The organism is Bacillus sp. EB106-04-04-XG123 (genome assembly GCF_058791855.1).
Map to the genome: position 1 here is coordinate 777,455 of NZ_JBYTDZ010000002.1, position 25,810 is coordinate 803,264.

The 25,810-nt window shown below is 42.1% G+C and carries 25 protein-coding genes, 1 pseudogene and 1 riboswitch; of the genes and pseudogenes, 5 read left to right on the forward strand and 21 right to left on the reverse strand.

The genetic code is table 11. From position 1 onward, the window contains the following. Positions 1-97: 97 nt before the first annotated feature. The 6 genes from AC3WTB_RS09375 to AC3WTB_RS09400 all read right to left on the reverse strand — a co-directional run bounded on the left by AC3WTB_RS09375 (position 98) and on the right by AC3WTB_RS09400 (position 5,847). The gene (locus AC3WTB_RS09375; protein ID WP_144489800.1) at positions 98-832 is read right to left on the reverse strand and encodes an energy-coupling factor transporter transmembrane component T family protein; all 735 of its coding nucleotides are present in this window, start codon (positions 830-832) and stop codon (positions 98-100) included. After that, on the reverse strand, positions 822-2,420 hold the full coding sequence (locus AC3WTB_RS09380; protein ID WP_492333632.1) for an ABC transporter ATP-binding protein: 1,599 nt from the start codon (positions 2,418-2,420) through the stop codon (positions 822-824). The genes AC3WTB_RS09375 and AC3WTB_RS09380 overlap by 11 nt, the downstream gene beginning before the upstream one ends. Beyond that, positions 2,395-2,994: an ECF transporter S component gene (locus tag AC3WTB_RS09385; protein ID WP_059377433.1), complete on the reverse strand. Its 600-nt coding sequence runs from the start codon at positions 2,992-2,994 to the stop codon at positions 2,395-2,397. Before AC3WTB_RS09385 ends, AC3WTB_RS09380 begins: the two co-directional genes overlap by 26 nt. After that, positions 2,991-3,677, reverse strand: coding sequence for a thiaminase II (gene tenA / locus AC3WTB_RS09390; protein WP_390272471.1), 687 nt, complete (start codon positions 3,675-3,677; stop codon positions 2,991-2,993). The genes AC3WTB_RS09385 and tenA overlap by 4 nt, the downstream gene beginning before the upstream one ends. 87 nt (positions 3,678-3,764) lie before the next feature. Then, positions 3,765-3,868, reverse strand: a riboswitch (TPP riboswitch). A gap of 56 nt (positions 3,869-3,924) precedes the next feature. Then, positions 3,925-5,052 carry a hypothetical protein gene (locus AC3WTB_RS09395; RefSeq protein ID WP_059377517.1) on the reverse strand — a complete coding sequence of 376 codons (1,128 nt, stop codon included), beginning with the start codon at positions 5,050-5,052 and terminating at the stop codon, positions 3,925-3,927. A 138-nt stretch (positions 5,053-5,190) separates the two neighbouring features. Beyond that, positions 5,191-5,847: a type 1 glutamine amidotransferase domain-containing protein gene (locus AC3WTB_RS09400; RefSeq protein ID WP_492333633.1), complete on the reverse strand. Its 657-nt coding sequence runs from the start codon at positions 5,845-5,847 to the stop codon at positions 5,191-5,193. Between the two features lie 257 nt (positions 5,848-6,104). Between AC3WTB_RS09400 and AC3WTB_RS09405 the strand changes: the two genes are divergently transcribed. Continuing rightward, a complete protein-coding gene (locus tag AC3WTB_RS09405; protein ID WP_003214630.1) occupies positions 6,105-6,269 on the forward strand; it encodes a hypothetical protein in 165 nt (54 codons plus the stop codon). A 34-nt stretch (positions 6,270-6,303) separates the two neighbouring features. Here the strand turns inward: AC3WTB_RS09405 and AC3WTB_RS09410 are convergent, their stop codons facing one another. The 11 genes and pseudogenes from AC3WTB_RS09410 to AC3WTB_RS09460 form a co-directional block, all read right to left on the reverse strand. Then, complete coding sequence (locus tag AC3WTB_RS09410) at positions 6,304-6,675, reverse strand: DUF1304 domain-containing protein (protein ID WP_034281380.1); 372 nt, start codon at positions 6,673-6,675, stop codon at positions 6,304-6,306. A 5-nt stretch (positions 6,676-6,680) separates the two neighbouring features. Beyond that, on the reverse strand, positions 6,681-6,935 hold the full coding sequence (locus AC3WTB_RS09415; protein WP_039182618.1) for an ORF6C domain-containing protein: 255 nt from the start codon (positions 6,933-6,935) through the stop codon (positions 6,681-6,683). A 205-nt stretch (positions 6,936-7,140) separates the two neighbouring features. Next, complete coding sequence (locus AC3WTB_RS09420) at positions 7,141-9,522, reverse strand: immune inhibitor A domain-containing protein (RefSeq protein ID WP_492333634.1); 2,382 nt, start codon at positions 9,520-9,522, stop codon at positions 7,141-7,143. Positions 9,523-9,711: 189 nt separating this feature from the next. Next, complete coding sequence (locus AC3WTB_RS09425) at positions 9,712-10,005, reverse strand: putative quinol monooxygenase (protein WP_039182626.1); 294 nt, start codon at positions 10,003-10,005, stop codon at positions 9,712-9,714. Positions 10,006-10,030: 25 nt separating this feature from the next. After that, positions 10,031-10,669, reverse strand: a complete 639-nt coding sequence (locus AC3WTB_RS09430; protein WP_039182629.1) for a nitroreductase family protein — start codon at positions 10,667-10,669, stop codon at positions 10,031-10,033. A 13-nt stretch (positions 10,670-10,682) separates the two neighbouring features. Then, positions 10,683-11,167: pseudogene (locus AC3WTB_RS09435) on the reverse strand (MarR family winged helix-turn-helix transcriptional regulator). Between the two features lie 140 nt (positions 11,168-11,307). Further along, entirely contained in the window at positions 11,308-12,609 is a 1,302-nt protein-coding gene (locus tag AC3WTB_RS09440; RefSeq protein WP_039182634.1) for a pyrimidine-nucleoside phosphorylase, read from the reverse strand. Positions 12,610-12,635: 26 nt separating this feature from the next. Further along, entirely contained in the window at positions 12,636-13,817 is a 1,182-nt protein-coding gene (locus AC3WTB_RS09445) for a NupC/NupG family nucleoside CNT transporter (protein ID WP_492333635.1), read from the reverse strand. Positions 13,818-13,983: 166 nt separating this feature from the next. Next, positions 13,984-14,655: a deoxyribose-phosphate aldolase gene (gene deoC / locus AC3WTB_RS09450; protein WP_492333636.1), complete on the reverse strand. Its 672-nt coding sequence runs from the start codon at positions 14,653-14,655 to the stop codon at positions 13,984-13,986. Positions 14,656-14,739: 84 nt separating this feature from the next. Beyond that, entirely contained in the window at positions 14,740-15,684 is a 945-nt protein-coding gene (deoR, locus tag AC3WTB_RS09455; protein ID WP_492333637.1) for a DNA-binding transcriptional repressor DeoR, read from the reverse strand. A gap of 59 nt (positions 15,685-15,743) precedes the next feature. Beyond that, a complete protein-coding gene (locus tag AC3WTB_RS09460) occupies positions 15,744-16,619 on the reverse strand; it encodes an aldose 1-epimerase family protein (protein ID WP_251180911.1) in 876 nt (291 codons plus the stop codon). A gap of 239 nt (positions 16,620-16,858) precedes the next feature. Here AC3WTB_RS09460 and AC3WTB_RS09465 point away from each other — a divergent pair, with 239 nt between their 5' ends. Next, positions 16,859-18,682, forward strand: coding sequence for an acyltransferase family protein (locus tag AC3WTB_RS09465; RefSeq protein WP_251180910.1), 1,824 nt, complete (start codon positions 16,859-16,861; stop codon positions 18,680-18,682). A gap of 166 nt (positions 18,683-18,848) precedes the next feature. On the opposite strand, the gene AC3WTB_RS09470 is transcribed toward AC3WTB_RS09465, so the two are convergent. The 3 genes from AC3WTB_RS09470 to AC3WTB_RS09480 form a co-directional block, all read right to left on the reverse strand. Continuing rightward, on the reverse strand, positions 18,849-20,120 hold the full coding sequence (locus AC3WTB_RS09470) for an MFS transporter (RefSeq protein ID WP_144491644.1): 1,272 nt from the start codon (positions 20,118-20,120) through the stop codon (positions 18,849-18,851). 96 nt (positions 20,121-20,216) lie between these two features. After that, complete coding sequence (locus tag AC3WTB_RS09475; protein ID WP_126682519.1) at positions 20,217-21,314, reverse strand: saccharopine dehydrogenase family protein; 1,098 nt, start codon at positions 21,312-21,314, stop codon at positions 20,217-20,219. Further along, the gene (locus AC3WTB_RS09480) at positions 21,311-22,018 is read right to left on the reverse strand and encodes a class I SAM-dependent methyltransferase (RefSeq protein WP_492333638.1); all 708 of its coding nucleotides are present in this window, start codon (positions 22,016-22,018) and stop codon (positions 21,311-21,313) included. Before AC3WTB_RS09480 ends, AC3WTB_RS09475 begins: the two co-directional genes overlap by 4 nt. Positions 22,019-22,147: 129 nt before the next feature. On the opposite strand from AC3WTB_RS09480, the gene AC3WTB_RS09485 reads away from it, so the two are divergent. After that, positions 22,148-23,155, forward strand: coding sequence for a helix-turn-helix transcriptional regulator (locus AC3WTB_RS09485; RefSeq protein ID WP_492333639.1), 1,008 nt, complete (start codon positions 22,148-22,150; stop codon positions 23,153-23,155). Positions 23,156-23,192: 37 nt separating this feature from the next. Here the strand turns inward: AC3WTB_RS09485 and yidA are convergent, their stop codons facing one another. Next, complete coding sequence (gene yidA / locus AC3WTB_RS09490) at positions 23,193-24,005, reverse strand: sugar-phosphatase (protein ID WP_039182661.1); 813 nt, start codon at positions 24,003-24,005, stop codon at positions 23,193-23,195. Between the two features lie 301 nt (positions 24,006-24,306). Here yidA and AC3WTB_RS09495 point away from each other — a divergent pair, with 301 nt between their 5' ends. Next, entirely contained in the window at positions 24,307-24,666 is a 360-nt protein-coding gene (locus AC3WTB_RS09495; protein ID WP_039182663.1) for a MerR family transcriptional regulator, read from the forward strand. A gap of 130 nt (positions 24,667-24,796) precedes the next feature. Continuing rightward, positions 24,797-25,780 (forward strand): Gfo/Idh/MocA family protein, encoded by a 984-nt coding sequence (locus AC3WTB_RS09500; RefSeq protein WP_039182665.1) that lies wholly within the window; start codon positions 24,797-24,799, stop codon positions 25,778-25,780. The last annotated feature ends 30 nt before the right edge of the window (positions 25,781-25,810 follow it).

The window sequence follows — 25,810 nt, forward strand, 5'->3', positions numbered from 1 at the left end:
ATATGATCTATTACAGCCTGTAATGTGTACTAATATCAATCAAATGACCTAAGATATATAAAAAGCCCACATTCTATCAAGAGAATGTGGGTGTTTTTTAAACAAGGTAAATGCACATGAAGACACTGATACCGATGAGAAAAAGATACATATAGTCAATCCATGAGGTGCTCATGATATGATAATACGTTCGCTCTCTCGTCCCTGTGAAGCCCCTGGCTTCCATTGCAATCGCTAAGCGTTCTGATTTTCGTACGCCCTGCGTAAAAAGAGGTAATGCATAACGCATAAAGGCCTTCCAGCTGTTTTTTTGCTTGTAGCCTCTGATTTTATGTGCAGCTTTCATTTGTTTTAATTCACTTTGAAATAACGGAATAAACCGGAACCCGGCAAGCATTCCATACGCCCATTTTGGGGACATTCGGCATTGATGAATCAAACTCATCATAAATGCCGTCAAATCTGTGGTGGACGTAAAAAGGAGGCCAAATGTCACAAATCCAAGCATTCTGAAAGCGATGGTGAGACCATTTCTTAAACTCTCCTCCGTGATATGAAACCACGCCCACTTCCAAACAGTATGATCCCCCTTGCCGAATGCCGCCATCATCCAAAAGACGAGAATAAAAAAGAGCAGATAAGGGACAAGCCTTGTGATGAGATACTTCATATTCCATCCACCTAAAACAAGTCCAATGCCAAGAGCAAACAGCCAGATGATAAAGGTTGTTTTAGGATCAGATATCGCCATGAGGCAGCCCATCGCAAGCAAGTGAGCGAGTAATTTCATGACTGGATTCACAGTAGAAAGAAAGGAATGATTACTTTGCAATCGTCAGCACATCCTTTCTTTCTGCCACATAGCGATAATGTAAAGGAGCTCTCAGCTGATAAGCATCGACAAGTTCCTGATTTGAAAATAAATCATAAGGGGTGCCATCATATACATGCTTGCCTTGATGAAAAAGAAGCACTTGATCGGCACATTCATCGACAAGCTCCATATCATGTGTAACCATCACAATGGTCGTGCCATGGCGCTGCCGCTCTTTTAAACGCCTCATTAATTCCTTCGCCGTTTTTTCATCCTGCCCGAAAGTCGGTTCATCTAACAGCAATACATCTTGATCAAAAAGGAGCATCGTGGCAACACTCAATCTTCTTTTTTGCCCTAAACTTAAGGTGAAGGGATGTGCTTTTGCATGCTTCTCTAAACCGAACTCTTTCAGCAGCTGAACCGTTTTTTCTTGTACGACTGATTCTGGCCAGTTTCGCTGTCTGCCGCCAAAGGCGATTTCATCGAATACTGTGTCTTGTATAAATTGAAGCTCCGGATTTTGAAACACAAAGCCTGCTTTTTCATAGAGTAGTCGGTCAGACCATTTTTTAAGGTCTGTTTCTTTTAAGTAAATATGACCTTTTTTAGCTGGCTCTAAGCGGATCAAATGTTTGAGACACGTACTTTTTCCGCTCCCATTTTCTCCAATAATCGCCACCCAATCTCCTGCTTTGATATCAAGCTGAAGGTTACTCATAATCCTTTTTTTCCCGTAGCTTAATTGAAGATTTTCTGTACGAATCATTGTCTCTCGTTCGATTGACGGCACTTTTTCATGCTGCGCTTTTCTTGCTTCATAGGTTTGCATAAAGGTTTGACTCAGTGGATGAAATGGATCTTGAATAATCGTGGACCATTTCTCGGGAAATAATTTTGGCCGCCAAATTCCTGCCTCTTTCATTTCTTCCTCATATGTCACGAGCACATCTTTTGGAGCTCCATCTGCTAAAATGCTGCCTTGATCATCTAATAAAATCACCCGATCCATCCATTCGATGACTCCGTCAAGCACATGCTCTACAAAAATCATGGTTTGCTGCTGATCGGCTGCAAGCTGCTGCAGCAGTTGAAATATGTCCATTCTACCTGCCGGGTCAAGCTGTGCGGTTGGTTCATCAAAGAATAGAACATCCGGCTGTAATGCTAGTAAACAAGCAAGTGCCAATCGCTGCTTCATGCCGCCAGATAAAGTGTGAATCTCTGTATGCGGATCGACATTCAGTTGGACTTTTTGCATGAGCTGCTGAATGATGTCATCCATCTCTTCACGTGGGACGGAACGATTCTCTAAGCTAAAGGCAATTTCTTCATTGACGCGGTGCATACAAAACTGAGAGTCTGGATCTTGAAACATGACGCCTGTATGTCTTTGTAACACCACTTCGCCCTGCATGTCAGCTTCCACATGCTCTGGAATGATTCCAGCCAGAACCGAAATGAGCGTGGATTTCCCGCTTCCGCTCGGTCCTAAAATAAGCACCTTTTCCCCTTTTTGAATCGTAAGAGAGATTTGATGCAAAACTGGCTTAGGCTGTTCATAAAAACGGACAGTCAGATCATTGCACGCGAGAAATGAATTCATGCTGTTCACCTTTATTTCGTTTTTCTTTCATGATGGCATATTGATTGAGTACACCAGTTTTGGATAGTGCCTCCACCACCACTTTCGCAAGGCATCCGCCAAGTATCATTCCACTAATGATTTGAGTCACAAGCGTCATAAGTAAAACTTGAGGCGTATAATATCCGAAGCCATTTGCCACGAGACTGTACGCCATCGCTCCGATAGCGGCAAAGGCACCAGACAGCATCAGTGTCCACATGCGGTATCGTTTATACCCAAAAAGAGCGAAGGCGATTTCTGCCCCAAGCCCTTGGCATACACCAATCAGCAGAGCTGAAAGTCCGAAGTGGCTGCCTGTCAATAATTCCACAGCCGCGGCAGCTGTTTCCGCAATCAGGGCAGCCCCCGGCTTTTGAATGATATACGCAACGATTGGACTGGCAATGACCCATATTCCAAACATGATATTGCCTCCTGCTGGGCCAACAAGTGCTGTAATCGGTAAGTAAAGTGTGGACCATCCTAAATAGATCACACCGCACGCAACGGATAAAATCACGGCAAGGACGACTTCTTTCATCTTCCATGTCATGATGTATGCACCTCCAGTTGAACTGGCCACTCTTCAACAGTAAAGGCCATTTCCCAAAACTTGTACTCGAGCTGGCAGCTTAAGATAAAATGCTGTTTCATTTTTTCCTTTTCCTTCTCACTTGCTGCTTCTGCCAATTGATCGAGCCGTTTGCAAAGCTCACCTGTGACAGAATCGGTTAACCCTCCATAAAACGTGATCCATTCATAAAACGGATGTGACAGGTCTGGCTGCACATCTGTGAGCATTCGTTTCCCTATTTCCCAATATGTCCAAGGACATGGAAGCAGGACAGCGATGATTTCACCAAGCGTACCTTCCTGTGCGACTTGCAGCATGTGATGAATATAGTGATGAGCACTCGGAGCCAAAGAAGCACCTTGGAGCTCATCATACGCTACTCCTGCCACTCGGCAAAGGTTTTGATGAGGGTGCGTTTCACTATCTAGTACAAACGCAATCTGCTGATGAAAAAACGCAATATCCTCTCTGTCTGTACATCTGCTGAGCGCTGCTGCATAAATTTTAATGAATGCTTGTAAGTATTCTGCATCCTGTTTGACATAATGAATGATCTGTTCCTTTTCCAGCTTTCCTGCTGCCAGGCCTCTAACGAACGGATGCTGATAAATGGCTTCAAATAACGGTTCTGCTTCTTTCCTTAATTGCGTAGAAAATGTCATAAAAAAAGCCTCCTCTTCTTCAGTTGAATAAATGAAAAAGCCACCCCAAATGGAGCGGCCTTCTTATCGATTCAATCATGAATAAGACAAGGTCCAGCTCCACTTCCCTCCGCTAGTACGAACTAGATCAGGTTCAAAGGGTCCAAGATTTTCTCTTGTCTCAGTCATACATGACTCCCCTAGTGGACTTTTGTCATTTAATTATCTTTACTCTACACATGTGGCGATTTGATGTCAACCGCCTTTCTTAATTCAACGTTCTGATTGTTGGCAGTTTCTCGATTCCTGCAGCATAGTAGAAATTCAACACACTGAAGAAATCAATTGGCTTTCCTGTTTTTAAATCTACAGCTAAAATATGATCACCGTAATTTGTCATATCATCAATATCTAAGCGTCTTGGTGTTGTCTTCCCAAGTGTATCAACAAAGCTACTATGGTAGTACTGCCCGCTAGCAAACGATGATTCATGATACATAAATAAAGTCTCCACATCTAAGTAGACGAGAATGGCCTCTGAGGAACTTGCGTATGGAGCAGAGTACGACACTGGTGCCGAAATACTTTTCACCTTCACACTGTCAACAGAATGAGTTCTCTGTTCATATTTTCCATCATATGAGAAGTAAAATACACGCTCCCATTTATAATCGGCGGTCTTAGATTGTTTGTTATACACTTTTGTACCATTTGCGAAAACATCCCCATTGGCATACGTAGCGACAAAGTATTGCAATGTTGATGACAGGGATTCAGCACCTGTGAAATTTGGTGGGTTTTTGGCATTTACCTGTAATGTATATGAGTCTCCAAAGTCTCCACCACTGGTAATACCAAACGCATAATCACCCGCTGGTAAATTGCTTAACGCAAGCAGACTGCCTGCCGGTTGAATAAGATCCGTTGGGTAGGCTTGTCCTGTTTCATAATCAACAACAAACAATTGAACGAAATAATCAGGGTTTGAAGAAGTAATCCGGCTGATGAGTGCCTGAGGTGAAGATGTGCTTAAAAACCATAAATCAACTGGGTCTTCCTCTGTTAAGACAGCCGATTGATTTATGGCTAGTCCATCAATGGAGCGAACGGCAGACGTGCGCATTTTGCCATCTTTAGCAGCTTTTCGTTTGATACTGATTCCTTTCTTCTTATTCACTTTAAATGATTTTTTCACTTGCTTCTGTTGGATAGCGGTTCCTTCATCCTGCTTCAAAAACGACTCTTGCACTTGCTGAATCGCTTTTTCTGTCAGGAGTGATTGTTTCCCACTTGATTTTGGTGCTTCTTCTGCTTTTAATGCTGGTGAAAACAAACCTGTTGCGATGAGTAAAACAGACAGTAAAGCTGCAGTGATTTTGACATAAAATGCTCTCACAGGAACATCCCCTTTTCCTCTTTTGGGTTTTTTACCCTGTGATAATTTTACCATTATTCCAATCATTGTTTTGGTCTTTTTTGGGACATTTTTATAACAAAAAAACCAGCCGCATGTAACGGCTGGTTTTTGATCGTTTTATGCAATAGTTTTAACAAACAAACGTGCTGTTTCTGCACTTGATCCTGGGTTTTGTCCAGTAATGATTTGTCCGTCAACGACAGCAAATGGCGCAAAGGCATCTCCTTTTTCAAACGCTGCCCCCTGCTCACGAAGTTTTGTTTCCAATAAAAATGGAACCTTTGGTGTCAGCTGCACGGCTTCCTCTTCTTCGTTGGTGAAGCCTGTGATTTTTTTGCCTTCGATAAATGATTTGCCATTTTCGTCCTTCACATCAACGAATGCTGAAACACCATGACAAACGGCTCCGATCGCACCATTTTTATCTGAAACCGCTAAGATCGCATCCGCTACCAATTGATTAGACGCAAAGTCGATCATAGGGCCGTGTCCCCCAGCAAAGAAAATGCCGTCATAATCAGCTGGATTCACATCTGTAAGCGCCTTTGTGTCTTGAAGTCGTTCATACACATCTTGATATTGCGCTGGAACACCTTCAGGAATTGAATTTTTGTCAATTGGTACAGTGCCACCTTGAATAGAGACAATTTGTACTTCTAGTTCATTTTCTTTAAAAATATGAAATGGCTCTGCTAACTCTTCTAGCCATAAGCCTGTTGGATGTCCATTCATTTCTGGGCTGCTTGTCGATACTAATAACACTTTCTTACTCATCTTGATCATCCTTTCGATTTATCCTGTGGTTATTTTATATTTTGCACAATTAAATATCAAGCAATATGACTTTGGGTCAGTTCTTTATGTTATACCCGATTTTCTAAAAAATATGGTATGACTCAAAATCTAATCAATATGTCACATTCTATTGGTAGGGAATTTCATGTAAAATTGTCATTGAGTGATATAATATGAGGAAAGATTGACAGATCTCTCGTGGCACATGAGGGGATTTTTAAAGGAGTGAAAAAGAGATGAAAACCTATTCGATTGTGATGATCATCATCACGCTCTGTATTATATTGGCCGTCTTTTTGATGAACCTAACAGGGGTCATGTACGGAAAAATCATTTTGGCCGTTGCTGTTGCCCTTTGTCTGACATCCATTATTCGTTTGATGGGACTTCGAAAAAGATAAAAGCCGCCCTTACTAGGGGCGGCTTTATTTAAGATTAGATCGCCAGCATCAGTGCAATTAATGCAAGAAGCGCTGGTACTCCTTGTTTGATGATAATTGATTTATTGGATGTTACACCGCCAAATACTGCTGCGATGATGACACAAAGAATGAAAAATAGCTGAATCATATATCCAACGGTATTCGATCCAAGAATGAGTCCCCAAATGAGTCCTGCTGCTAAAAACCCGTTATAAAGCCCCTGATTAGCAAACATCACTTTGACATTTGGATCTTTTTGCAAGTGTTCTGGCAGCTTAAAAGATCTCTTCGCCATCTTTGATTCCATAAAAAACATTTCTAATAACATGATGACAATGTGTTCTAATGCGACAATTCCTACTAAAATCATTGCTAAAATATTCAATTTAGTTAATTCCTTTCTGATAGACGGTCACGAATTTCTATTTTATCCGTGTATAAATCAAAGTCTTGTATTAATTCTAGCGCTTCTGTAAAGCGACTTTGTGGAATGTCTTTCATTTTTCTCACGCCGAATTCCTTTTTAATAAAAGCCATGATGGTATTGATATGAAGCTTACCATGACCATCATACTCCAAATGGCTGCAAAAAGTCTGCATCGTTCCTCGAATCACCTTTAATTGCTTGGCAGTGACATAACTCATTGGTAACGCTCATCCTTTCCTTTGTTTTAACAGCTAAAAGAATCATGGTTGAAAGAAAAACCTTCCAGGCTCTATTATATAATGGTTTCATTCGGATATCAAAATAAAAAAGAACAGACATTCGATTAAAAACCAAATCGTGTCCTTATTATCCTTTCCTCACATATCAAAAAGCCGGATTCAATAGTAGAATCCGGCTTTCTATTTAGTTACTTTTCGAAATTAACACCTTTCCAACAGAACGATCCTTACTTTGTCCAACGACTTTAAAGGATAATCCATAGTTCGGTACATCGCGTCCTGCATCTGGGTTGTTTGGATTCACATAGTTCTTTTTATCACTAAATGTACGAGTCGGGCGAATGTAGCGATCTTGCAAAGTTAAGCCCGTTGTTGCTGTATAATCGATATTCAGCTTTGTACTTGGATTCAAAGAGAATGCTGCATCATGTACTTGGAAGCCTGTGGCGGCAATGGAACCGTCACTCCATTTTAATACTTGCTGATCTGCATCTACTACGCCAAGGAAGCCGTTCCCCGGATGCTTTCCAACCCAGTTATCACTGTATGATTGATCGACTAACCACACGACCAAACCGTTATTATAGCTCATCAGACTTGCACCGCGTTTAATATGCTTTAAGCCTTTATCGACATCAGCATAAGAGCGCCACTCTAGTAAATAGTATTGTGCTGCATATTGTTTTCCATTAGATTTTGAGAATCCATTAAAGGTAAAAGTAGATGTATCCTCGGCATCATCTGACCATACGTTCGTTCCATCTGCTTTGACGTTCAGATCATCTACAAATAAACCTGGAAGTGAATAGCCTGCATCGGTTGTGTAACGGAATTGCAGGTCGATTTTCTTCCCTGCATAAGCAGACAGGTCAAAGGATGCATCTACCCATCCGTCTGATTTTCCATCGATGCCATTGCCTTCGTTTGCACCTGCTTCATTTCGATCATTCGTGATGTTACCCGCGATGGTCTTCCATTGATCAGTCCCTGTTTCACGCACTTCGACATACGCATAATCATAATCTTCTTCAATATCGTACCATGCTTTAAATGTCAGCTCTGCTTTGCTTCCTTTTGATAAATCAATACCTGTTGTCGTCATGGTTGCATTCAAATTGTCACCCGTTCCGCTGAAGTACGAATATTTTCCTTGAGCAGGTGTCGTGACGACAATCTCTTTATCTGGTAAATCGACTCGAACGGCATCATGGTTCGTTCCTTTTGTTGCTGCTTCATCAATTAAGACGGTTTTGCTTTTCTTTAATGTTTTACCATCGATGGTTTGTCCAGAAAGCCAGTTACCCCCATGCAGATTTTGAAGCATTTCTTTCGCATATGGGCTAAAGCCTGTTGGTTCCGTACCAGGAACTTTACCTGCCCAGCTTCCGCTTGACATGATCGACCAGTAAGAAACGGGCTCTCCGTTGCCTGTGTACTGTGTATCGTACTCGTCAGGAAGACCAAGATCATGTCCGAATTCATGTGTAAACACACCGGCTGCGCCATCTTCAGGCTCAATGGTGTAATCCAATGCGCCTATTTTCCCGCCTTGTCCGACTTCAGATTCAGTATCCGGAATTTCAAATACATCACCAAGTGACCAGCGGTGTGACCAAATCGCATCAGCGCCAAGTTGTCCGCCGCCTGCTTCTTCACCTACACCGGCATGAACGACCATCAGATGGTCAATGATGCCGTCTGGCTCGTTATAAACACCGTCGCCATCAATATCATAGCGGTCCCATTGATCATACTCGCCGAGATCAACATTTGGATCTTTTGCTGCTGCTTCGAGTGCTTCTTTCACCAATTCGCGCGGTCTGCCGTCACTGCCTGAATCGTCAGGTACGTTCCCGCCGTAATAAGCTGCTTCATGCTTCGCTGTATACCATCCTGCAACTGTTCCACTGACTGTGTAACTGCCGCCGGACTGCTTTTCATAATATTGCTTCATGGATACTTTTCGTTTCCCATCTGGACCGATGTAGCCATTTTTTCCGAAAAGCATATCTTGATAATGCTGTTGATCAAACTTGTCATAATACATATCAGTCTCTTCTTTTTTGATACTATTATGCTTATAATCTTTAAAATCTACTAATAAAACCAATACCTTATCATTGCGGACGTCACCTTTATACTTTTCCTTTTTGACCGGTTTTACTTGATTGCCTTCTTTTCCTTTATGCTTCGTTAACTTTTTCTTTTTGGCAAGTTTGTTATGTACCTCTTGTTTGTATTCTTTGAGGAATTCAGGCTCTTCTGTTAAAGTGCTGGCACTTTGTTTCATTGCCGATTCTTCTTTTTTCTTTAGATAGTTCTTTAATGCTTTTTGGGTTTCTGCCTCATTGGCATTCTTTTTGATCTTTCCTTGTTTTTTCAAGGCTTTGACAAGACGGTCTTCATTTACGACACTTGAGTCAAATGGAATACCTGAATAATGACCGCCATCAGAGGATGTTGATTTTTCTGTGGTGTGGGCAGATAGAGGGGTGCTGAAAGCTGTCAATGTTCCTAAACTTAGGACAGCGGTTAGTGCAATTTTCGTCCATTTCCCTTGTTTCATTTTGGTTCCTCCCTATTTTGGTAATAAATAATATCTAATTCTAGCATATTCCAATATAGTTAAGTCGAAAAACATTTTATTTTCAGAAATTTTGTGGAAAATGCACAATACGTGAATGAAATGGGTGAAACCATATGTCGAAAATAAAAGAACCCTAGGCGATAATCGCCTAGGGTGTTTGTTGTTTTTCTATGAAAGCTGCTGGCCTTGAAAGGCAACCACGTCAAGTGGAGCGGCTAAGAATTCTTTTGCCTTCGCTACGAAAGCCTGGAAATGAGCACTTGCATTATGGCTTTGAACCGCAGCGTCATCTTTCCACACTTCTACCATTAAAAAGGTATTTTCCTTATCTGTATCCTTGAACAGCTTGTAGGAAACATTGCCTTCTTCAGCCTGTGAAGCTTTCATTAATTCGTTGATTTCTTCTAAAAATACGTTTTCTTTTTCTGGATGAATGGTCATCCCTGCATGAATAATAATCATTTGATCGTCTCCTTTTGAAAAGATATTATTTCCACTCAGCAATACGATCAACCGGTAAACGGTAAGATGCATAGCCTTCGTCAGCTGCTTTCCCAATTGATAGCAGCATGACTGGTACATAACGTTCTTTATCCCAGCCAAATGTTTCAGCAATGACTTCTTTATCATATCCGCCAATTGGATTTGTATCATAACCGTGTGCACGTGCAGCAAGCATAAGCTGCATAGACACAATCCCACCGTCAATTAAAATTGTTTCGCGGTTCACTTGCTCTGGAAGAACTTCAAAGTGTGCAGTTAATGCAGCAATTTGTCTTTCTTTCACTTCTTGCGGCATGTAGCCATGCTCTACTGCTTTTGAATAAATTTCTTCTAAGTATTCATCGCTTTTCATATCTGCAAAAACTGCAATGACAGCTGCTGATGTTGACACTTGTGTTTGGTTGAATTTTGCAAGTGGTGCAAGCTTTTCTTTTCCTTCTGGGCTGTCAATCACCATGAAGCGCCAAGGCTGTGCATTCACTGATGATGGTGCAGTTGTTGCTTCTTCTAAAATCTCTGTCATTTCTTCTTTGCTGATTTTCACAGATGGATCATAGTTACGAATAGAGCGGCGCCCTTTCATAATTTCCATAAAATCGTTTGTTTTTAATGTTGTAGCCATGTGTAACACTCCTTTAGGTTGTTTGAATCTTTTCGATGTTTTGTTGTATACGGATGAGCACATCAGTGAGAAGCCTTCGTTCTTCTTCACTTACGTTTTCAAGCATTTCTGAGATAAATCGTTCTTTTTCTATTTTAGATGCTTCGATTCTTGTTCTGCCTTCGTCTGTTAAGCGAACAAGTGTGACTCGATTGTCTTCTGGTTTTCTTCTGCGTGTGACCATTCCTTTTGTTTCTAACTGTTTTAAATGACGCGTCACAGCTGCACTATCAATATTTACTTTTTTCTGCAAATCTGATTGGCTGATTTCATCGGCTTGGAATAACAGCGATAACAACTCAAGCCTTGATTGGCTGATGCCCGTGCATGCTTCGAACTTCACGCCCATCATACGGTTCACGCACTGCAAACGATATAATACCTCTGCCTCTTCAGAGCAAAATGCAGTCAATGCCATCCCCTCTTTTCTATTCAGAAATCAATTACTTGATATATCAATCATTGACTCGTCAATTAATATACACCCATTGTTTGATGATTGCAAGAGGTTTGTTTCATAAAGTGAATTTTTTTATTTCAATAGGAAAAGACGAGCATAAAAAAAGACAAAAGCGACGAATCACTTTTGTCCTTTTTCTTTATTCAGTAATGACCGTGTGGATCAAAGTTGGTGCATCGGCATGATCAGCGATGCGGATGTTGTCATAAATTTTCTCCATGACATTTGCAACATCCTCTCGATTCGCATGCAGTGTCACAAGTGAATCTCCTTTTTCAACACGATCGCCCACTTTTTTGTTCAGCATGATGCCGACAGATAGGTCGATATCATCCTCTTTTGTTGCGCGTCCTGCTCCAAGGATCATCGCTGCAACACCGATTTCGTCCGCGACGATTTCAGCTACGACACCTGATTCTTTTGCAGGTACTTCGATTTTGTAAGGTGCTTGCGGCAGTTTTTCAGGCTGATCCACAATGGAGCTGTCTCCACCTTGGTTTTCTAAGAATTCCTTGAATTTCTCAAGTGCTTTGCCGTTTTTCATCACTTCAATCAGCTTTTCTCTTGCTTCATCAAGTGTGTCTGCTTTTTTCGCAAGAACGACCATTTGACTACCTAATGTGAGCACAAGCTCGTTTAAGTCTTCAGGACCTTCGCCTCGAAGCGTATCAATCGCTTCTTTCACTTCAAGAGAATTTCCAATCGCTAATCCTAGCGGCTGAGACATGTCAGAGATGACCGCCATCGTTTGTCTGCCTACGTTGTTTCCGATGCGCACCATAGCCTTTGCAAGCTTCTCTGAGTCTTCTGGTGTTTTCATGAAAGCACCTGCGCCTGTTTTCACATCAAGTACAATCGCATCTGCACCAGCAGCAATTTTCTTACTCATAATGGAGCTTGCAATAAGCGGAATTGAGTTAACAGTTCCTGTCACATCACGAAGAGCATACAGCTTTTTATCAGCTGGTGTCAGGTTGCCTGATTGGCCAATGACCGCTACTTTATGACGGTTCACGAGCTCGATGAATTCGTCTTTTGTAATTTCTACGTGGAAGCCTTTGACCGCTTCAAGCTTGTCCACTGTACCGCCTGTATGCCCAAGGCCGCGCCCAGACATTTTCGCAACAGGTACATCTAGTGCCGCAACAAGAGGAGCGAGTACAAGCGTAGTTGTATCACCTACACCACCTGTTGAGTGCTTGTCTACTTTAATACCCTCAATAGCAGACAGGTCAATTGTATCTCCTGAGTTCGCCATAGCGAGTGTTAAGTCTGCACGTTCTTGATCCGTCATATCTTGGAAGAAAATTGCCATAGCCAAGGCACTTGCTTGGTAGTCAGGAATTGTTCCGTCCGTATAACCTTTGACAAAGAAAGAAATTTCCTCTGAAGATAATTCTTTTCCGTCACGTTTTTTCGCAATGATATCTACCATTCTCATTGTTTTTCACCATTCCTTTTTTTAAATTAGAAAATTAAACCGACAACGCCTGCTGTTAAGAAGCTGACAAGAGTTGCACCGAATAACAGCTTTAATCCAAAGCGTGCGACAACGTTCCCTTGCTTTTCGTTTAAGCCTTTGACTGCTCCAGCAATGATACCGATAGAAGAGAAGTTCGCGAATGATACAAGGAATACAGAAATGATCGCTTCTGTACGAGCAGTGAATTGGAAAGCATCACCGGATAGAATTTGCATTGCCACAAATTCGTTCGATACCATTTTGGTCGCCATAATGCTTCCTGCTTGTACCGCTTCGCTCCAAGGAACACCAACAATGAACGCAAATGGAGCAAAGACATATCCAAGTACATCTTGGAAAGAAACACCGATGGCAGCTGTAAAGATACCGTTAATCATCGCAATTAATGCAACGAATCCAATCAACATTGCAGCAACAACAATCGCTACTTTGAAACCATCCATAATGTATTCGCCAAGCATTTCGAAGAAGGATTGTCTTTCTTCCTCAACGACTTCAAGCATATCTTCGTCCTTAGATACTTCATATGGATTGATGATCGATGCGATAATAAATCCACCAAATAGGTTCAGCACAAGTGCTGTAACCACGTACTCTGGCTTAATCATTTGCATGTACGCACCAACAATCGACATCGATACCGTCGACATTGCAGATGCACATAATGTATAAAGACGCTGCTGAGGTAATAATCCAAGTTGTTTCTTAATAGAAATAAAGACTTCTGATTGACCTAAAATCGCAGACGCTACTGCGTTGTAAGATTCTAGTTTTCCCATACCGTTTACTTTACTAAGCAAATATCCGATTCCACGTACGATAAGCGGAAGAATACGCCAATGCTGCAGGATACCGATTAACGCCGAGATAAAGACGATCGGCAGTAAGACATTGATGAAGAAAGTGGACGCATTATCATTCATTAACCCGCCAAATACAAAATTGATTCCATCACTGGCATAGCCTAGGAGTAATTTAAACCCTTTGGCAAAATTACCAATTAAATAGTTTCCAACACCTGTATTGAGCAGAATATAACCTAAAATAAATTGCAGTACAATCATGACAATTACTGGACGGAATTTCACTCGTTTTTTCCCATTACTAGCCAGCCATGCAATGGCGAGAATCACTAGCAAACCGATGATACCAATCACGTATTTCATGTTTTTCCTCCTTGAATGAATTCGTTTACATTAATGCGCTTGTATGGAACAAACCCTATTTCGTAAACAAAACGCGGAAGAAATTCCCAGAAGAGAGATCCTTCCGCATATGACTTTTTCATCATTTATGAGTCATGAATGTTATCCTACCATAGGATCGTATGAATTAATAGTCTTTCGAAGGAGATGATTGATCCCCTTTGATAATGGAAACGCCTGCACTTGCGCCAATACGGGTAGCACCTGCAACTGTCATTGCCTCAACGTCTTCTTTTGTTCTCACGCCGCCTGATGCTTTCACACCGATATCAGGTCCTACTGTTTTACGCATTAATGCGATGTCCTCAGCTGTTGCACCGCCTGTACTAAATCCAGTCGATGTTTTCACAAAATCAGCGCCCGCTTTCACTGAAAGCTCACAAGCTTTGACTTTTTCCTCATCAGTAAGTAAACATGTTTCAATGATAACTTTCACTAATGCTTTGCCTTTTGCTGCGTCTACAACTGCACGAATATCTTGTTCAACCACATCATATTCGCCGTCTTTCAATGCGGCAACATTGATGACCATGTCCACTTCTGTTGCACCGTTTTCAATCGCATCCTTTGTTTCGAATGCTTTCACCGCTGTTGTGTTAGCGCCTAATGGGAACCCGATGACTGTACATACATCAACACCTGTTCCTGCTAGTTCTTTCGACGCAAGAGATACCCAAGTTGGGTTCACGCAAACAGATGCAAATTGATGAGTCTTTGCTTCTTCAAGTAACTGCATAATTGCAGCTCTAGATGTATCTGGTTTTAGTGCTGTATGATCAATGAGCTTTGCTATCGTCATGCTTCACACTTCCTTTTAATTATGATACTTTCATCATATATGACGGATGAACAATTGTAAATATGGTTATGAAATTTTGTTCATCTATTTTGTGACATTTAAAAGAGCCCTCGCCGTGTGCTGATCGATGATCAATACATTCGCATATTTCCCTCTTAGTGCACCGTGTATAGAAGCCACCTTTCGATGACCGCCAGCGACAAGGATGGATCGTTCTTTTGTCCTTAGATCATCTAGCTCCACGCCAATTGTGCGATTGTTAATGGCTTCACTGCAAATGCGTCCATCTTGATCATAAAAACGCGAGCAAATGTCTCCGACACTGGATGCCTTGAGGAGCGCTTTTTCTTCTTCACGGAAATAACCTAGTCTAAACAAAAGTGCCTCATCTCTTACCGTTCCAACAGTAAACACAGCGATATTCGCCTGCTTGCCCATTTCAATAATTCGCTGAATGTGTCTGTCCTGCTCAACCATTTCCTTGACAGCAGCACTATCAAATACAACAGGAAGCGGCAAATAGCGCGGTGCTGTTTGAAAGGCCTCAGCAAACAACTGAATGGTTTCCGCAGAATATGTATTCACATGAGAATGGCTGATTCCGCCCTTGAGCTGGACAACCTCTACACCTTTTACCTGTTTAGGTTGCATCTTTTGTGCAATTTGATACATAGTCGTTCCCCAGCTCACGCCAACGATATCACCGTCTTTCACCGTCTCTTGCAAGTAATCTGCACCAAATCGGCTCAAATAATCGGTGATGGTTGGATAGTCGTCTTTTGGCGAAAACACCACATGAGCTTCGAGCAGGTCATATTTTTCCTTGAGCAATAAAGAAAGCTCGTTTAAATCCTCAAACGGATCCATCACCGTAATCTGGACGTATCCCTTCTCTTTCGCATATTGAAGCAGCCGAGATACAGTCGGTCTCGACAAGTTGAGCTGCTTGGCAATTTCCTGCTGGCTGTAATCAGACAAATAGTAAAGCCTTGCCGCTTCAATACTCAGCTGTTGTTTCTCTCGATCCATTCATACGCCCCCTTTTTCTTCTATCATAACAAATTGTTCACCTCTTCATGCACAAATGTTCATTTGAAGAAAACGGTATAAGCGGCATGAAAGGTCTCATTCTTTTCTAACGTTTGAATGCCAAACTTCTCTTTATACTGCCCATTCGTCCCTTCCATATCGGCAATGCCATACCACGGCTCAATACAAACAAAAGGAGCCATCGTTCCTTTTTCTTGGTCATAAGGCGACCAAATGCCCACGAACGGAAAACCAGTGAGATCGACCTCAACTCCGTGACCTGCCCTAGAAGTCAAAGACACTCGATTGATATGGCTAAAGATCATCGCATCCTGCTGAAAAAGCTCTGGTCGAAGCTGGATCGGCTCAATCTCAATGCCTTTTCCTTTCTCTCTGACAAGTGAATTCCGCAGTTCATATTGCACAGGGAGATGTTCAGTCGAAGGTGTCAATGTGAGTGAATAATCTGCTGCTTGCTCACCTTCAACAAGAGGAACACGAAATGCTGGGTGCCCTCCAATGGAGAAATACATCGTATCATCTCCGTCATGATCAATTTCCCAGGAAATCTTCAGTCCATTTTCTAATAGTTCATAACGAATACGTGCTGTAAATTCATACGGGTATTGCTTCATGTGTCGGCTTCTTGATTCATATTGAAAGGTCACCGTATGCTCCGTTTCTTCATATAAATCAAAATTGACATCACGCAAAAATCCATGCTGCGTGAGCTCGAAGGTTTGATCGTCCATCTTGTATTGATCATTCATTAATCGCCCAACAATTGGAAACAAGATAGGCGACACCCTGCCCCAATAAGCTGGATCACCAGACCACATATAGTGACGCCCGCTTTTCTTGTCAAGCACCTCCCTGACTTCCGCTCCCTTTTCATGAATCTGAACCAATAACTGATCATTTTCGATCGTTCTCATTCAGCACATCCCCTTTCCTTCTTCTTTTATTATGACAGGGATTTTGGTTTTGAGTATCAAATTCGACATCTCTTCACCCACCAATTCTTTTTTCGTATGAAAAAAATTTAAAAAAAGACAGAAATTCGCCAACAAAATGTAATGCTGATTCGTCTAATTTTATATAAAATAAAAGAATCGTTGCTCTTTTGAATGAACAACAAAAAGAAGCGTTTGACATTGATGGGGGATTCATTTTCATGAACAGCAAGGAAAATCGTTTTCGTTATATTTTAGGATTAGATGGACTAAGAGCCGTTGCTGTATTGGCAGTCATTGCTTATCACTTACATATCGGACCCGTAAGCGGCGGGTTTCTTGGCGTTGATTTATTTTTTGTCATTTCTGGTTACTTGATTACAACGATCTTGTTACATAAGCAGGATTTAGGCTATCAAGAGCTTTTGCCATTTTGGATGGGACGGATCAGGAGGCTTCTTCCAGCTGCTTACATCATGATTTTTATAACCGTCAGCTGGTGCGCGATTGCAGGTTCAAACGCATTATTGTCCATTCGTGGCGATGCCATATCGTCCTTTTTTTATGTCAGTAACTGGTGGTATATTTTTCACGAGCTTTCATATTTTGATAGCTTCAATGCTCTATCTCCACTGAAAAATTTGTGGTCTTTGGCAATTGAAGAGCAATTTTATATCATTTGGCCGGTCCTGTTGATTGCAGGGCTGAAATGGGTAAAAAACAGATCTCATCTGCCTATGATCACCTTTGGCCTAGCACTTGTCTCCGCCCTATGGATGGCGATTCTTTATTCACCAGATACCGATCCAAGCAGGGTTTATTATGGAACAGATACTCGTGCATTTGCGCTCCTGATTGGGTGCAGTCTGGCATTTGTGTGGCCTATGCAAAGACTATCCAGCAAGAAATTACTTCCTGTTGGCAGACGTATTTTACATATTGCCGGGTTCGGTTCGTTTGCGATTTTCCTTCTTTGTGTTTATGCAGTGGACGATTTTGATGCCTTTCTCTATCAGGGCGGCATGCTTTTATTCTGTCTGAATGCGGCCATCTTAATTGCGTGCGTCTGCCACCCTGCAAGTCTTATCGGGAAATGGCTGTCCTTTCAGCCGCTCGTCTGGCTTGGTAAGCGATCTTATGGTATTTATCTGTGGCATTATCCCATTATCGTTCTGACCACACCGGTCATTGAAATTGGACAGCCTTCCATCGCGCGTGTCACATTGCAGCTCATCGCCATTTTACTAGTTGCTGAGGCTTCCTATCGCTTCATTGAACAGCCAATCCGCCAGCATGGCTTTAGACAATATTTTGCCTCTTGGTCTATTTGGAAAAAAGGAATCAAACAATGGTCTACATCTAATAAGGTGTTCCTGGGAATCACTGCAGCTCTTTTGATCTTATTTATCATTGGCATGTCTAGCTCGTCCACTTCCTCCCCACATGTGAAGGAAGTGACGCAAATTAAGACAGCACCGAAAAAAACAGCCGAACCATCGGAATCAAAAGCGAAGAAAAAGAAAGAAAAGCACGAGAAAAAAGCAGCTGATCAAAAACAATTTCACCAAATTCTTGCCATTGGTGATTCTGTCATGTTAGACATTGCGCCGAATCTTGAAAAAGCATATAAACAGATCACCATCGATGGGAAAGTTGGCAGACAGATGAACGAAGCCATCAGCATCGCCCCTCAATACAAATCATTTAATCAATCTGATGCCGCTGTTATCATTGAACTTGGCACAAATGGTTATTTTACTGAGGACACGCTGACAGCATTCATTCAAAACTTTTCAAAGGCACATATTTTCCTAGTGAATACGAGGGTCCCGAGGTCATGGGAAAATGATGTGAATGCGGTAATTCAGCGAGTGGCAGATCAAGATCAAAATGTCACCTTGGTTGATTGGCATTCAGCCGCTACTGGACAACCATCCTATTTCCAGCCCGATGGTGTCCATCTTTCAAAAAAAGGTTCTGACACATTGACACAGCTCATCACAGCGAGCATCAAGAAAAAAGGGGATGTGTCGACATCATCATAAAAAAACAAGCATCCAGCTTGTCAATGTGAAGAAATTTGTGCAGGTGCTCTACTATGAAGCAAAACGTATTTTTATGGAAGATGAAAAAAAGACATGCTCTCCCATGATGGGGCGTCATGTCTTTTTTTGTGATGGATTGCAGGAGCTTATGCAGCACGGAGCTGCATTATGTTTTACTTTTAAAGGACCAAACTATTGCAGGTATGAGAAATAAAGATAAAATTCCTCCGCTTAAAGATAATGTCGCATAACTCGTATTCGCAGCTACCATTCCTGAAAGAGCACCGCCAGCAGCACCTGCTAACGCAATAAAAACATCGAGTGTTCCTTGGATTTTGGCCCGGGTTGATGGTTCTGTAGAATCAACTATTTGAGCAGTACCACTAATTAAACCAAAGTTCCATCCCAATCCAAGTAAAGACAGAGCAATGATTAATAGAATCATTGAATCACTTGGTGCGAATGCTGCTAATAAACCAGCAAGTAACAATGTTATGCCCGACGCTATGCTCATAGTTGTTCGTCCTAATTTATCTACGAGTACACCCGTGATAGGTGAAGGAAGATACATTGCACCTATATGAAAACCAATAACAATTCCCACTTCGGCTAATCCATAACCATGATGCTGCATATGTACCGGTGTCATAGTCATGAGTGCAACCATGACAATTTGAGTTAAGATCATAACCGTGGCACCTACTGTAATCCCTTTTTTATCTATTTTTTTATCAACAGCATCTGGTTGATTTCCATGCTCATGTTTTGCTTTGTAAGCTGCTATTCTTTGAGCAATAACTAACGGATCAGGACGCAGCAGAATAAAAAGGACAAGACCTGCTACAATAAATGCTGCGGCTGATAAAATAAAGGGACCCGCAAGTGATGGAACACCAATTGATACAGCGAATTTACCCATCATTTCAACTAAATTCGGACCTGCTACAGCCCCAAATGTTGTCATGACCATTGTCATACTAATGGCCGTTGCACGTTGTTTAGAGTTCGCTAAGTCAGTCCCAGCATAACGAGCTTGTAAATTTGTGGCTGTTCCCGCACCGTAAATGAAGAGCGATGCAAATAATAAAATGACACTATTTATCATAGCTGCAATCACAACGCCAATTGCTCCGATCCCTCCAACAACAAAACCTGTCGATAAACCGATGCGTCGTCCATAACGTTGTGAAAGTTTTCCTACAATGAAAGCTGCCCAAGCCGACCCCAAAGTAAATAAAGCCATTGGCACTCCTGCATAGGCTTCCGTTTCAAGCATTTGTTGAGCTAAAAGGGCACCTACCGTAATCCCTGCGGCTAGTCCAGCCCCTCCAAATATTTGCGATAAACTAACAACGAACAATACTCGTTTATATAATTTTTTCAATTTTTGGGGTGAATCTATATAATTCTTAATGATATCTTGTTCTGTATTTAACACTTGTAAACACCCGCTTGAAATTTATTTGCAAAACGTAACCTTTTTATCATTCCCGTCTACAACCCTCCATTTGAATTACCCTATGTTCGTATTCTTTTATGCGGTTAAAAGGCTGGCTTTCAGCGCTAACACACGCTTTTCCTTTGTTTTTTGATCCACCAACGCAAATTCTCCATTCTCATACGCTAATGAAAATAATTGTTCGATATGAAACACACCTGTCTGAAACCGCCTGCTCAATAAATGTAGTGCTGCAGCAGAGGCGACTTGAGCTGTGGCTTGAGACTCATCATGCCCTTTTATTCCAAGCGCTGCTTGATGAATCTTGTTCCTCTCCATTCCTGTCGCCTCCACTTTCACTGCATATTGATCTGTTCCCATTTGAGCCGATTGAATCATGGAAATGGCTCTTCCCTTGATTTTCGGAACAGTGAGAAGTGACGTCATTCCAAGACTCCTTGTGAAGGCAAATGCCCGCGTTGCCGCGCGAGAATCAAAACAAAGCCTTGTCGTCACAGAAGGCACGCTGAGTGTCAAAGGCAATGTCTGCTGATCAGAGAAGGGGAACTGATAGGCTTTCCTCTTTCCAAGTTTCACCCCAAAATCTATACGCTTTCCTCCAGTAAAGCTTTTGACTCTTTTACGTTGATGTTGCTCAGTAAGCACATAGTCAGTATGGACATTGTCAAGCGTCCATTCAATGGCGGCTTTTCCATGCTGATCACCCAATCCAAGCATAATCCCTATATCTATTTGATTCACTGATGAGAGCATAGATGATGCTTTTGCTGCCAATAAATTCGTAAGGCCAGGCGCAAGCCCAACACTGAGTAAAGCCGTTGCACCGATGTACTGCTGATCCAGCTTTGCCACCTGTTCCATGTACGCCCCTTTCGCAGAGATATCTATATAATCAATACCTGACTGCAGAACTGTTTCAGCAAATGACGTGTCTTCTTGATCGAGACACATGATCACCAGCTTTGTGTGATCCACCCAGTCCGAAAATAACGGCTCACTGACATCAAGTTGATAGGGAAGAACCTTCCCTTTTGTCTGGCGTGAAAATTTCTCTGCCTTCTCATAGCTTCTGCCTGCTGCAACAACTTGACCGGGATACACTTCACTTAGCTGAAGACATATTTGCTGTCCAACATGTCCATAGCCGCCTATCACCATCACCTGTGTTCTCATTTCTCATCCGCCTCTCTACGATTCCGCTTGCAAACAAGCCCTTTGATCATTCCTGCCTGAAAATAAGGTCTGATGTCTTCAAATCCTGCTTTGATTAATTGCGCTTTTATTTCTTCCTCGGGAACAGGGTGTGTCGTCTGTCCCAGCCTGTTTTTAAAGGACGTAAACACCTCTTTTTCTAGGCCTTGCCGCTGCATGAAAAGAGAGAGCATGTGAAGCTCCTGTAGAAATGCATGGGACTTCATCTCGCCTTGTATAAATGCCAACATAAACGGTGCTTCTGGTTGAAGCCTGCGGGCAACCTCGTCTAAAAAGAGCTGGCGTTTTTCTATAAAATGAATGACAAGCAAGCTCACTGCTGCATCGTAAACAGGTTCAGCTGAAACCTTATCTAATGAGGCCTCAAGCCATGTGACACGCGCCTCCATTTCTAGCTGTGCAACTCGTTGTTTCGCCATGTCCAGCATAGAAGGTGACGGATCGACCCCTGTGATGAGCCAGTCTTCTTTTCTTTGTAACATGTTGATGATCTCTTCGCCCCCACCCGCTCCGACAGTTAGAATGCGGGGAGCTGCTCCCTTTATTTCAGTTTCTAATACATCTACTGTTAACTCATGCAAAAGGTGATAGCCGGGTACTTTATGTGAAATCGTCGCTGCATATGACTCAGCAACAGGATCGTGCCAATGCTGGTTTTCTTTCATGTCCTTCTCCTCCAGTTCCTTTCCGCTTTCCATCGTTTCCTGTACACTAACGATATGACATCTTTATTGTAAAAAGAGACACCAGAAAACACGATCCCTAAAAGTGGGGATTTTTGAGGAGGAGATCATGTGACCAATCCAGCCACTCATTTTCAGCAGCTGAGACAACACATTCGGGACGAACTTGCTGCCGTCCTTGATTTTGATGCCGCCTGTATCACGACCATTGATCCAGCCACTCTCCTCTCGACAGGTTCCTTCACAGATGAACCGATTGAAGAAATTCATGACCAGCTGTTTCAAAATGAGTTTTTAAAAAGGGACGTACATCAGCATGAGTTTCTAGCCAAAGGCCCTGTTCATGCGGCGAGCCTAGTCCAAAGCGGAGAATATCTTAGCAGTGAGCGCTACCAAAATATTTTGTTACCTAAAGGATGGTCTGATGAATTGCGGGCAGCTCTTGTGATTCAAGGGGAATGCTGGGGGATTGCCAGCCTCTATCGTCTACAGGACAAGGAACCTTTTCAAGAAAAAGATATCCAAGCGGTCATCGAACAAACGCCCAGACTCGCAGCCAAGCTAAGAGATGAACTTTTCAAGAAAAGAGATACTGAAGAAGACGCGGCGGCGGAGCAACAAGGCTTCCTTATTCTTTCGCACGATTACCACCTTCTTTATGGAAATGAGACAGGTCTTCATTGGCTTCAGACGTTTCAAGCCTTTGAACAAATCCATGACAGGGCGATCATGCCACGCCCGTTTAGAGCATTAGGGGCAAAACTTTTATACGGCGGTATTGAGCAAACACCGGCAAGCATGACGAGATTGCCTACGGGGTTGTTTCTCTCTCTTCAAGCCTTTCGATTAGCGCAGGCTGACAGGCAGGAGGAGGCTGTCATGATTCACATCAAACGAGCTCAAACAAATGATATCCTTCCTTATGCGGCGAAAACGTACAGACTGACAGAAAGAGAAATGAACGTCCTCGACTGCTTATTAAAGGGCCAGTCGACAAAGGAAATTGCGAGCACGTTATTTATTTCACCCCATACCGTTCATGATCATGTGAAAGCGATGCTGCAAAAGACGAATTTAAGTAGCAGACGTATGCTTGTTTACTTTTTCTCCAATATATAAAAAAGCGGCTACCGCACTGGTAGACCGCTCTCTCTTTTTATTTTCCTAAAACCAGCTCATGCAGCACATGTGCTACTCCGGCTTCATTATTAGATTTTGTTACAACATCTGCTACAGCTTTGACATCATCAATGGCATTTCCCATAGCGACGCCGCAGCCTGCAAACTCTACCATTGATATGTCGTTCCCGTTGTCACCAATGGCCATGACTTCTTCACGAGGAATTCCCAGCTCCTTCGCTAGAAGCTTCACAGCATTTCCCTTACTCACATCAGGATGCAAGATTTCAAGGAAGAAATCTGTACTTTTCACCATCATATACTTTTCCTTCACTTCAGACGGGATGGCTTGTATCGTTTTTTCCAAACGTTCTGGCTGATCAATATACATCATTTTCGGAAGTCTCATCGATGAATCTGCCTCTTCAACAGGCATATATTTCAGCGGCAGCTTTGTTAAATAGGCTTCATGCACTGTGTATTCACTAATATCGCGATTCGGTGTGTATAAATTGGCCGAATCGAAATAATGCATCGGTGTATCCAGCTGACGGCTCAATTCATATAAAGAAGTTAAGTCATCATAGGATAATGTCAGCTCTGACACCACTTCATTTGTATGGCTGTTTTGAACAAGCGCTCCATTATAGGCGATCACATAATCTCCCTCTTGATCAAGCTGAAGATCAGTTAAATAGCGATTTACCCCGCCAATTGGCCGGCCTGTACATAAAACAATTTTAATTCCTTCTGCCTTTGCCTGTTGAATGGCTTCAAACACTTCATCCGGCACCATATGTTGATCATTTAATAACGTACCATCCATATCAATTGCGACTAATTTATACATTCACTGGTCCCCTTTTCTCAGCAAAAACGTGCTGTCACTATTTTGAGCCACCATTCCCATGATGACAGGTTATTTCATTACTATTTACCTATTTTAGCCTATCGTTTTTTCTTCACGCTGTCTACTTGTTCATATCTGTAACAAATATCACATGAGTCTACTCTATTATAACGTATTCTATTCATCGTGCTGATCCCCCATTTACAACAAGTAAAATAGACCAATTGTTTAGCACTATAGAATGTTTTGAAACTAGCAAATCTAATTGTATGATGGATAGCAAAGAAAGGAGGTGCAGGGAATGATTACGTTTACGAGAGGTAAATTGTCAAAGATGTCTGGAGTACATATTGAAACCATTCGTTTTTACGAAAATGAAGGGGTGCTTCCAGAGCCCAAAAGAGCGCATAACGGCTATCGTCTATATGATAAAAAATATGTACTCATGCTATCATTTATCACCGAAGCGAGAAAGCTAGATTTCTCCCTTAAAGAAATTCGTGAAATTATCAAATCACTTTTCGAAAAACAGTCAAAAACAGAAGCTGAACAGCTGCTCGAGCAAAAAGTCGAAGATATTCAACACTCTATTCAAGAGTTAAAAAAAAGGAAGGCAGCTATTCAATTGTTAACAAAGCAAACATTAGCAAACATCAGCTGATTGTAAGGGCTACCAAAGGTGTGCCGGTCTTGGTCACTGGCACACCTTCGCTCAGGTATCTCATTACACGTCCAATGAGAACATCGGTTATACTAGAGACAGCTTAAACGAGTGGAAGGGGTTTTGGAGAATGAACATCGCAACCATTGGATCAGGTATCATTGTGGAAGGCTTCCTGCAAGCCATTGACCAGCTCGAAGGTGCTTCTTGCCACGCTGTCTATTCAAGAAAGGAAGAAACGGCAAAGAAGCTCGCAGACAAATTTGGGGTGCAGACAACTTATACGGATCTTACCGCTATGCTAGAAGATCCTCACGTAGAAGCCGTTTATATCGCGTCACCGAATCGTTTACATAGCGAGCATGCAACGGCTGCATTGAAACACGGAAAACATGTGATATGCGAAAAGCCTTTCACCTCAAATGTTAAAGAGCTGGAAGCCTTAATCGCTCTCGCAAAGGAAAAGCAGCTTCTCCTATTTGAAGCCATTACGACCGTTCATATGCCAAACTATCATTTAATCAAAAAGCATCTTCATCAATTAGGTAAAATCAAACTGGTTCAATGCAATTATAGTCAATATTCAAGCAAATATAATCAGCTGCTAGCCGGCGAAACGCCAAATGTCTTTAACCCTGCGTTCTCTGGAGGAGCGCTGATGGATATTAATATCTATAATGTCCATTTCATCATGAATCTCTTTGGATCACCAGAGCAGGTCCGATATCAGGCAAACCACCATCCAAACGGTATTGACACATCTGGTGTTTTGACGTTCACTTACAATGATTTTATTGCGACAAGTGTGGGCAGTAAGGATACAAGCAGCATGAACTTTGCATTGATTCAAGGAGAAAAAGGCTTCATTCATGTGAAAAATGGGGCGAATGGATGTGAGGAAGTGCTGCTGCATGTTGATGACAGGGTCGTCTCACTCAATGCACAAACGAATCCAAACCGTCTGTTTTATGAGGCTGAAGCTTTCCAGCATATTATTGAAACAGAAAATCACGAACAATGCTATGCATGGCTTGATGAAAGTCTCTCCGTGATGAAAGTCCTTGACGCTGCAAGAAAAGATGCAGGTATTGTTTTCCCAGCAGATCAATTTTAATGAAAAAACCGCCTTCGACGAGAGGGCGGT

Excerpts from the sequence above, each read along its gene's own strand:
- AC3WTB_RS09380 (WP_492333632.1), bottom strand. The coding sequence starts at position 2,420 with ATGAATTCATTTCTCGCGTGCAATGATCTGACTGTCCGTTTTTATGAA.
- AC3WTB_RS09385 (WP_059377433.1), bottom strand. The coding sequence starts at position 2,994 with ATGACATGGAAGATGAAAGAAGTCGTCCTTGCCGTGATTTTATCCGTT.
- tenA (WP_390272471.1), bottom strand. The coding sequence starts at position 3,677 with ATGACATTTTCTACGCAATTAAGGAAAGAAGCAGAACCGTTATTTGAA.
- AC3WTB_RS09400 (WP_492333633.1), bottom strand. The coding sequence starts at position 5,847 with ATGAGTAAGAAAGTGTTATTAGTATCGACAAGCAGCCCAGAAATGAAT.
- AC3WTB_RS09405 (WP_003214630.1), top strand. The coding sequence starts at position 6,105 with ATGAAAACCTATTCGATTGTGATGATCATCATCACGCTCTGTATTATA.
- AC3WTB_RS09415 (WP_039182618.1), bottom strand. The coding sequence starts at position 6,935 with ATGAGTTATGTCACTGCCAAGCAATTAAAGGTGATTCGAGGAACGATG.
- AC3WTB_RS09420 (WP_492333634.1), bottom strand. The coding sequence starts at position 9,522 with ATGAAACAAGGGAAATGGACGAAAATTGCACTAACCGCTGTCCTAAGT.
- AC3WTB_RS09425 (WP_039182626.1), bottom strand. The coding sequence starts at position 10,005 with ATGATTATTATTCATGCAGGGATGACCATTCATCCAGAAAAAGAAAAC.
- AC3WTB_RS09430 (WP_039182629.1), bottom strand. The coding sequence starts at position 10,669 with ATGGCTACAACATTAAAAACAAACGATTTTATGGAAATTATGAAAGGG.
- AC3WTB_RS09440 (WP_039182634.1), bottom strand. The coding sequence starts at position 12,609 with ATGAGAATGGTAGATATCATTGCGAAAAAACGTGACGGAAAAGAATTA.
- AC3WTB_RS09445 (WP_492333635.1), bottom strand. The coding sequence starts at position 13,817 with ATGAAATACGTGATTGGTATCATCGGTTTGCTAGTGATTCTCGCCATT.
- deoC (WP_492333636.1), bottom strand. The coding sequence starts at position 14,655 with ATGACGATAGCAAAGCTCATTGATCATACAGCACTAAAACCAGATACA.
- deoR (WP_492333637.1), bottom strand. The coding sequence starts at position 15,684 with ATGGATCGAGAGAAACAACAGCTGAGTATTGAAGCGGCAAGGCTTTAC.
- AC3WTB_RS09460 (WP_251180911.1), bottom strand. The coding sequence starts at position 16,619 with ATGAGAACGATCGAAAATGATCAGTTATTGGTTCAGATTCATGAAAAG.
- AC3WTB_RS09465 (WP_251180910.1), top strand. The coding sequence starts at position 16,859 with ATGAACAGCAAGGAAAATCGTTTTCGTTATATTTTAGGATTAGATGGA.
- AC3WTB_RS09475 (WP_126682519.1), bottom strand. The coding sequence starts at position 21,314 with ATGAGAACACAGGTGATGGTGATAGGCGGCTATGGACATGTTGGACAG.
- AC3WTB_RS09480 (WP_492333638.1), bottom strand. The coding sequence starts at position 22,018 with ATGAAAGAAAACCAGCATTGGCACGATCCTGTTGCTGAGTCATATGCA.
- yidA (WP_039182661.1), bottom strand. The coding sequence starts at position 24,005 with ATGTATAAATTAGTCGCAATTGATATGGATGGTACGTTATTAAATGAT.
- AC3WTB_RS09495 (WP_039182663.1), top strand. The coding sequence starts at position 24,307 with ATGATTACGTTTACGAGAGGTAAATTGTCAAAGATGTCTGGAGTACAT.
- AC3WTB_RS09500 (WP_039182665.1), top strand. The coding sequence starts at position 24,797 with ATGAACATCGCAACCATTGGATCAGGTATCATTGTGGAAGGCTTCCTG.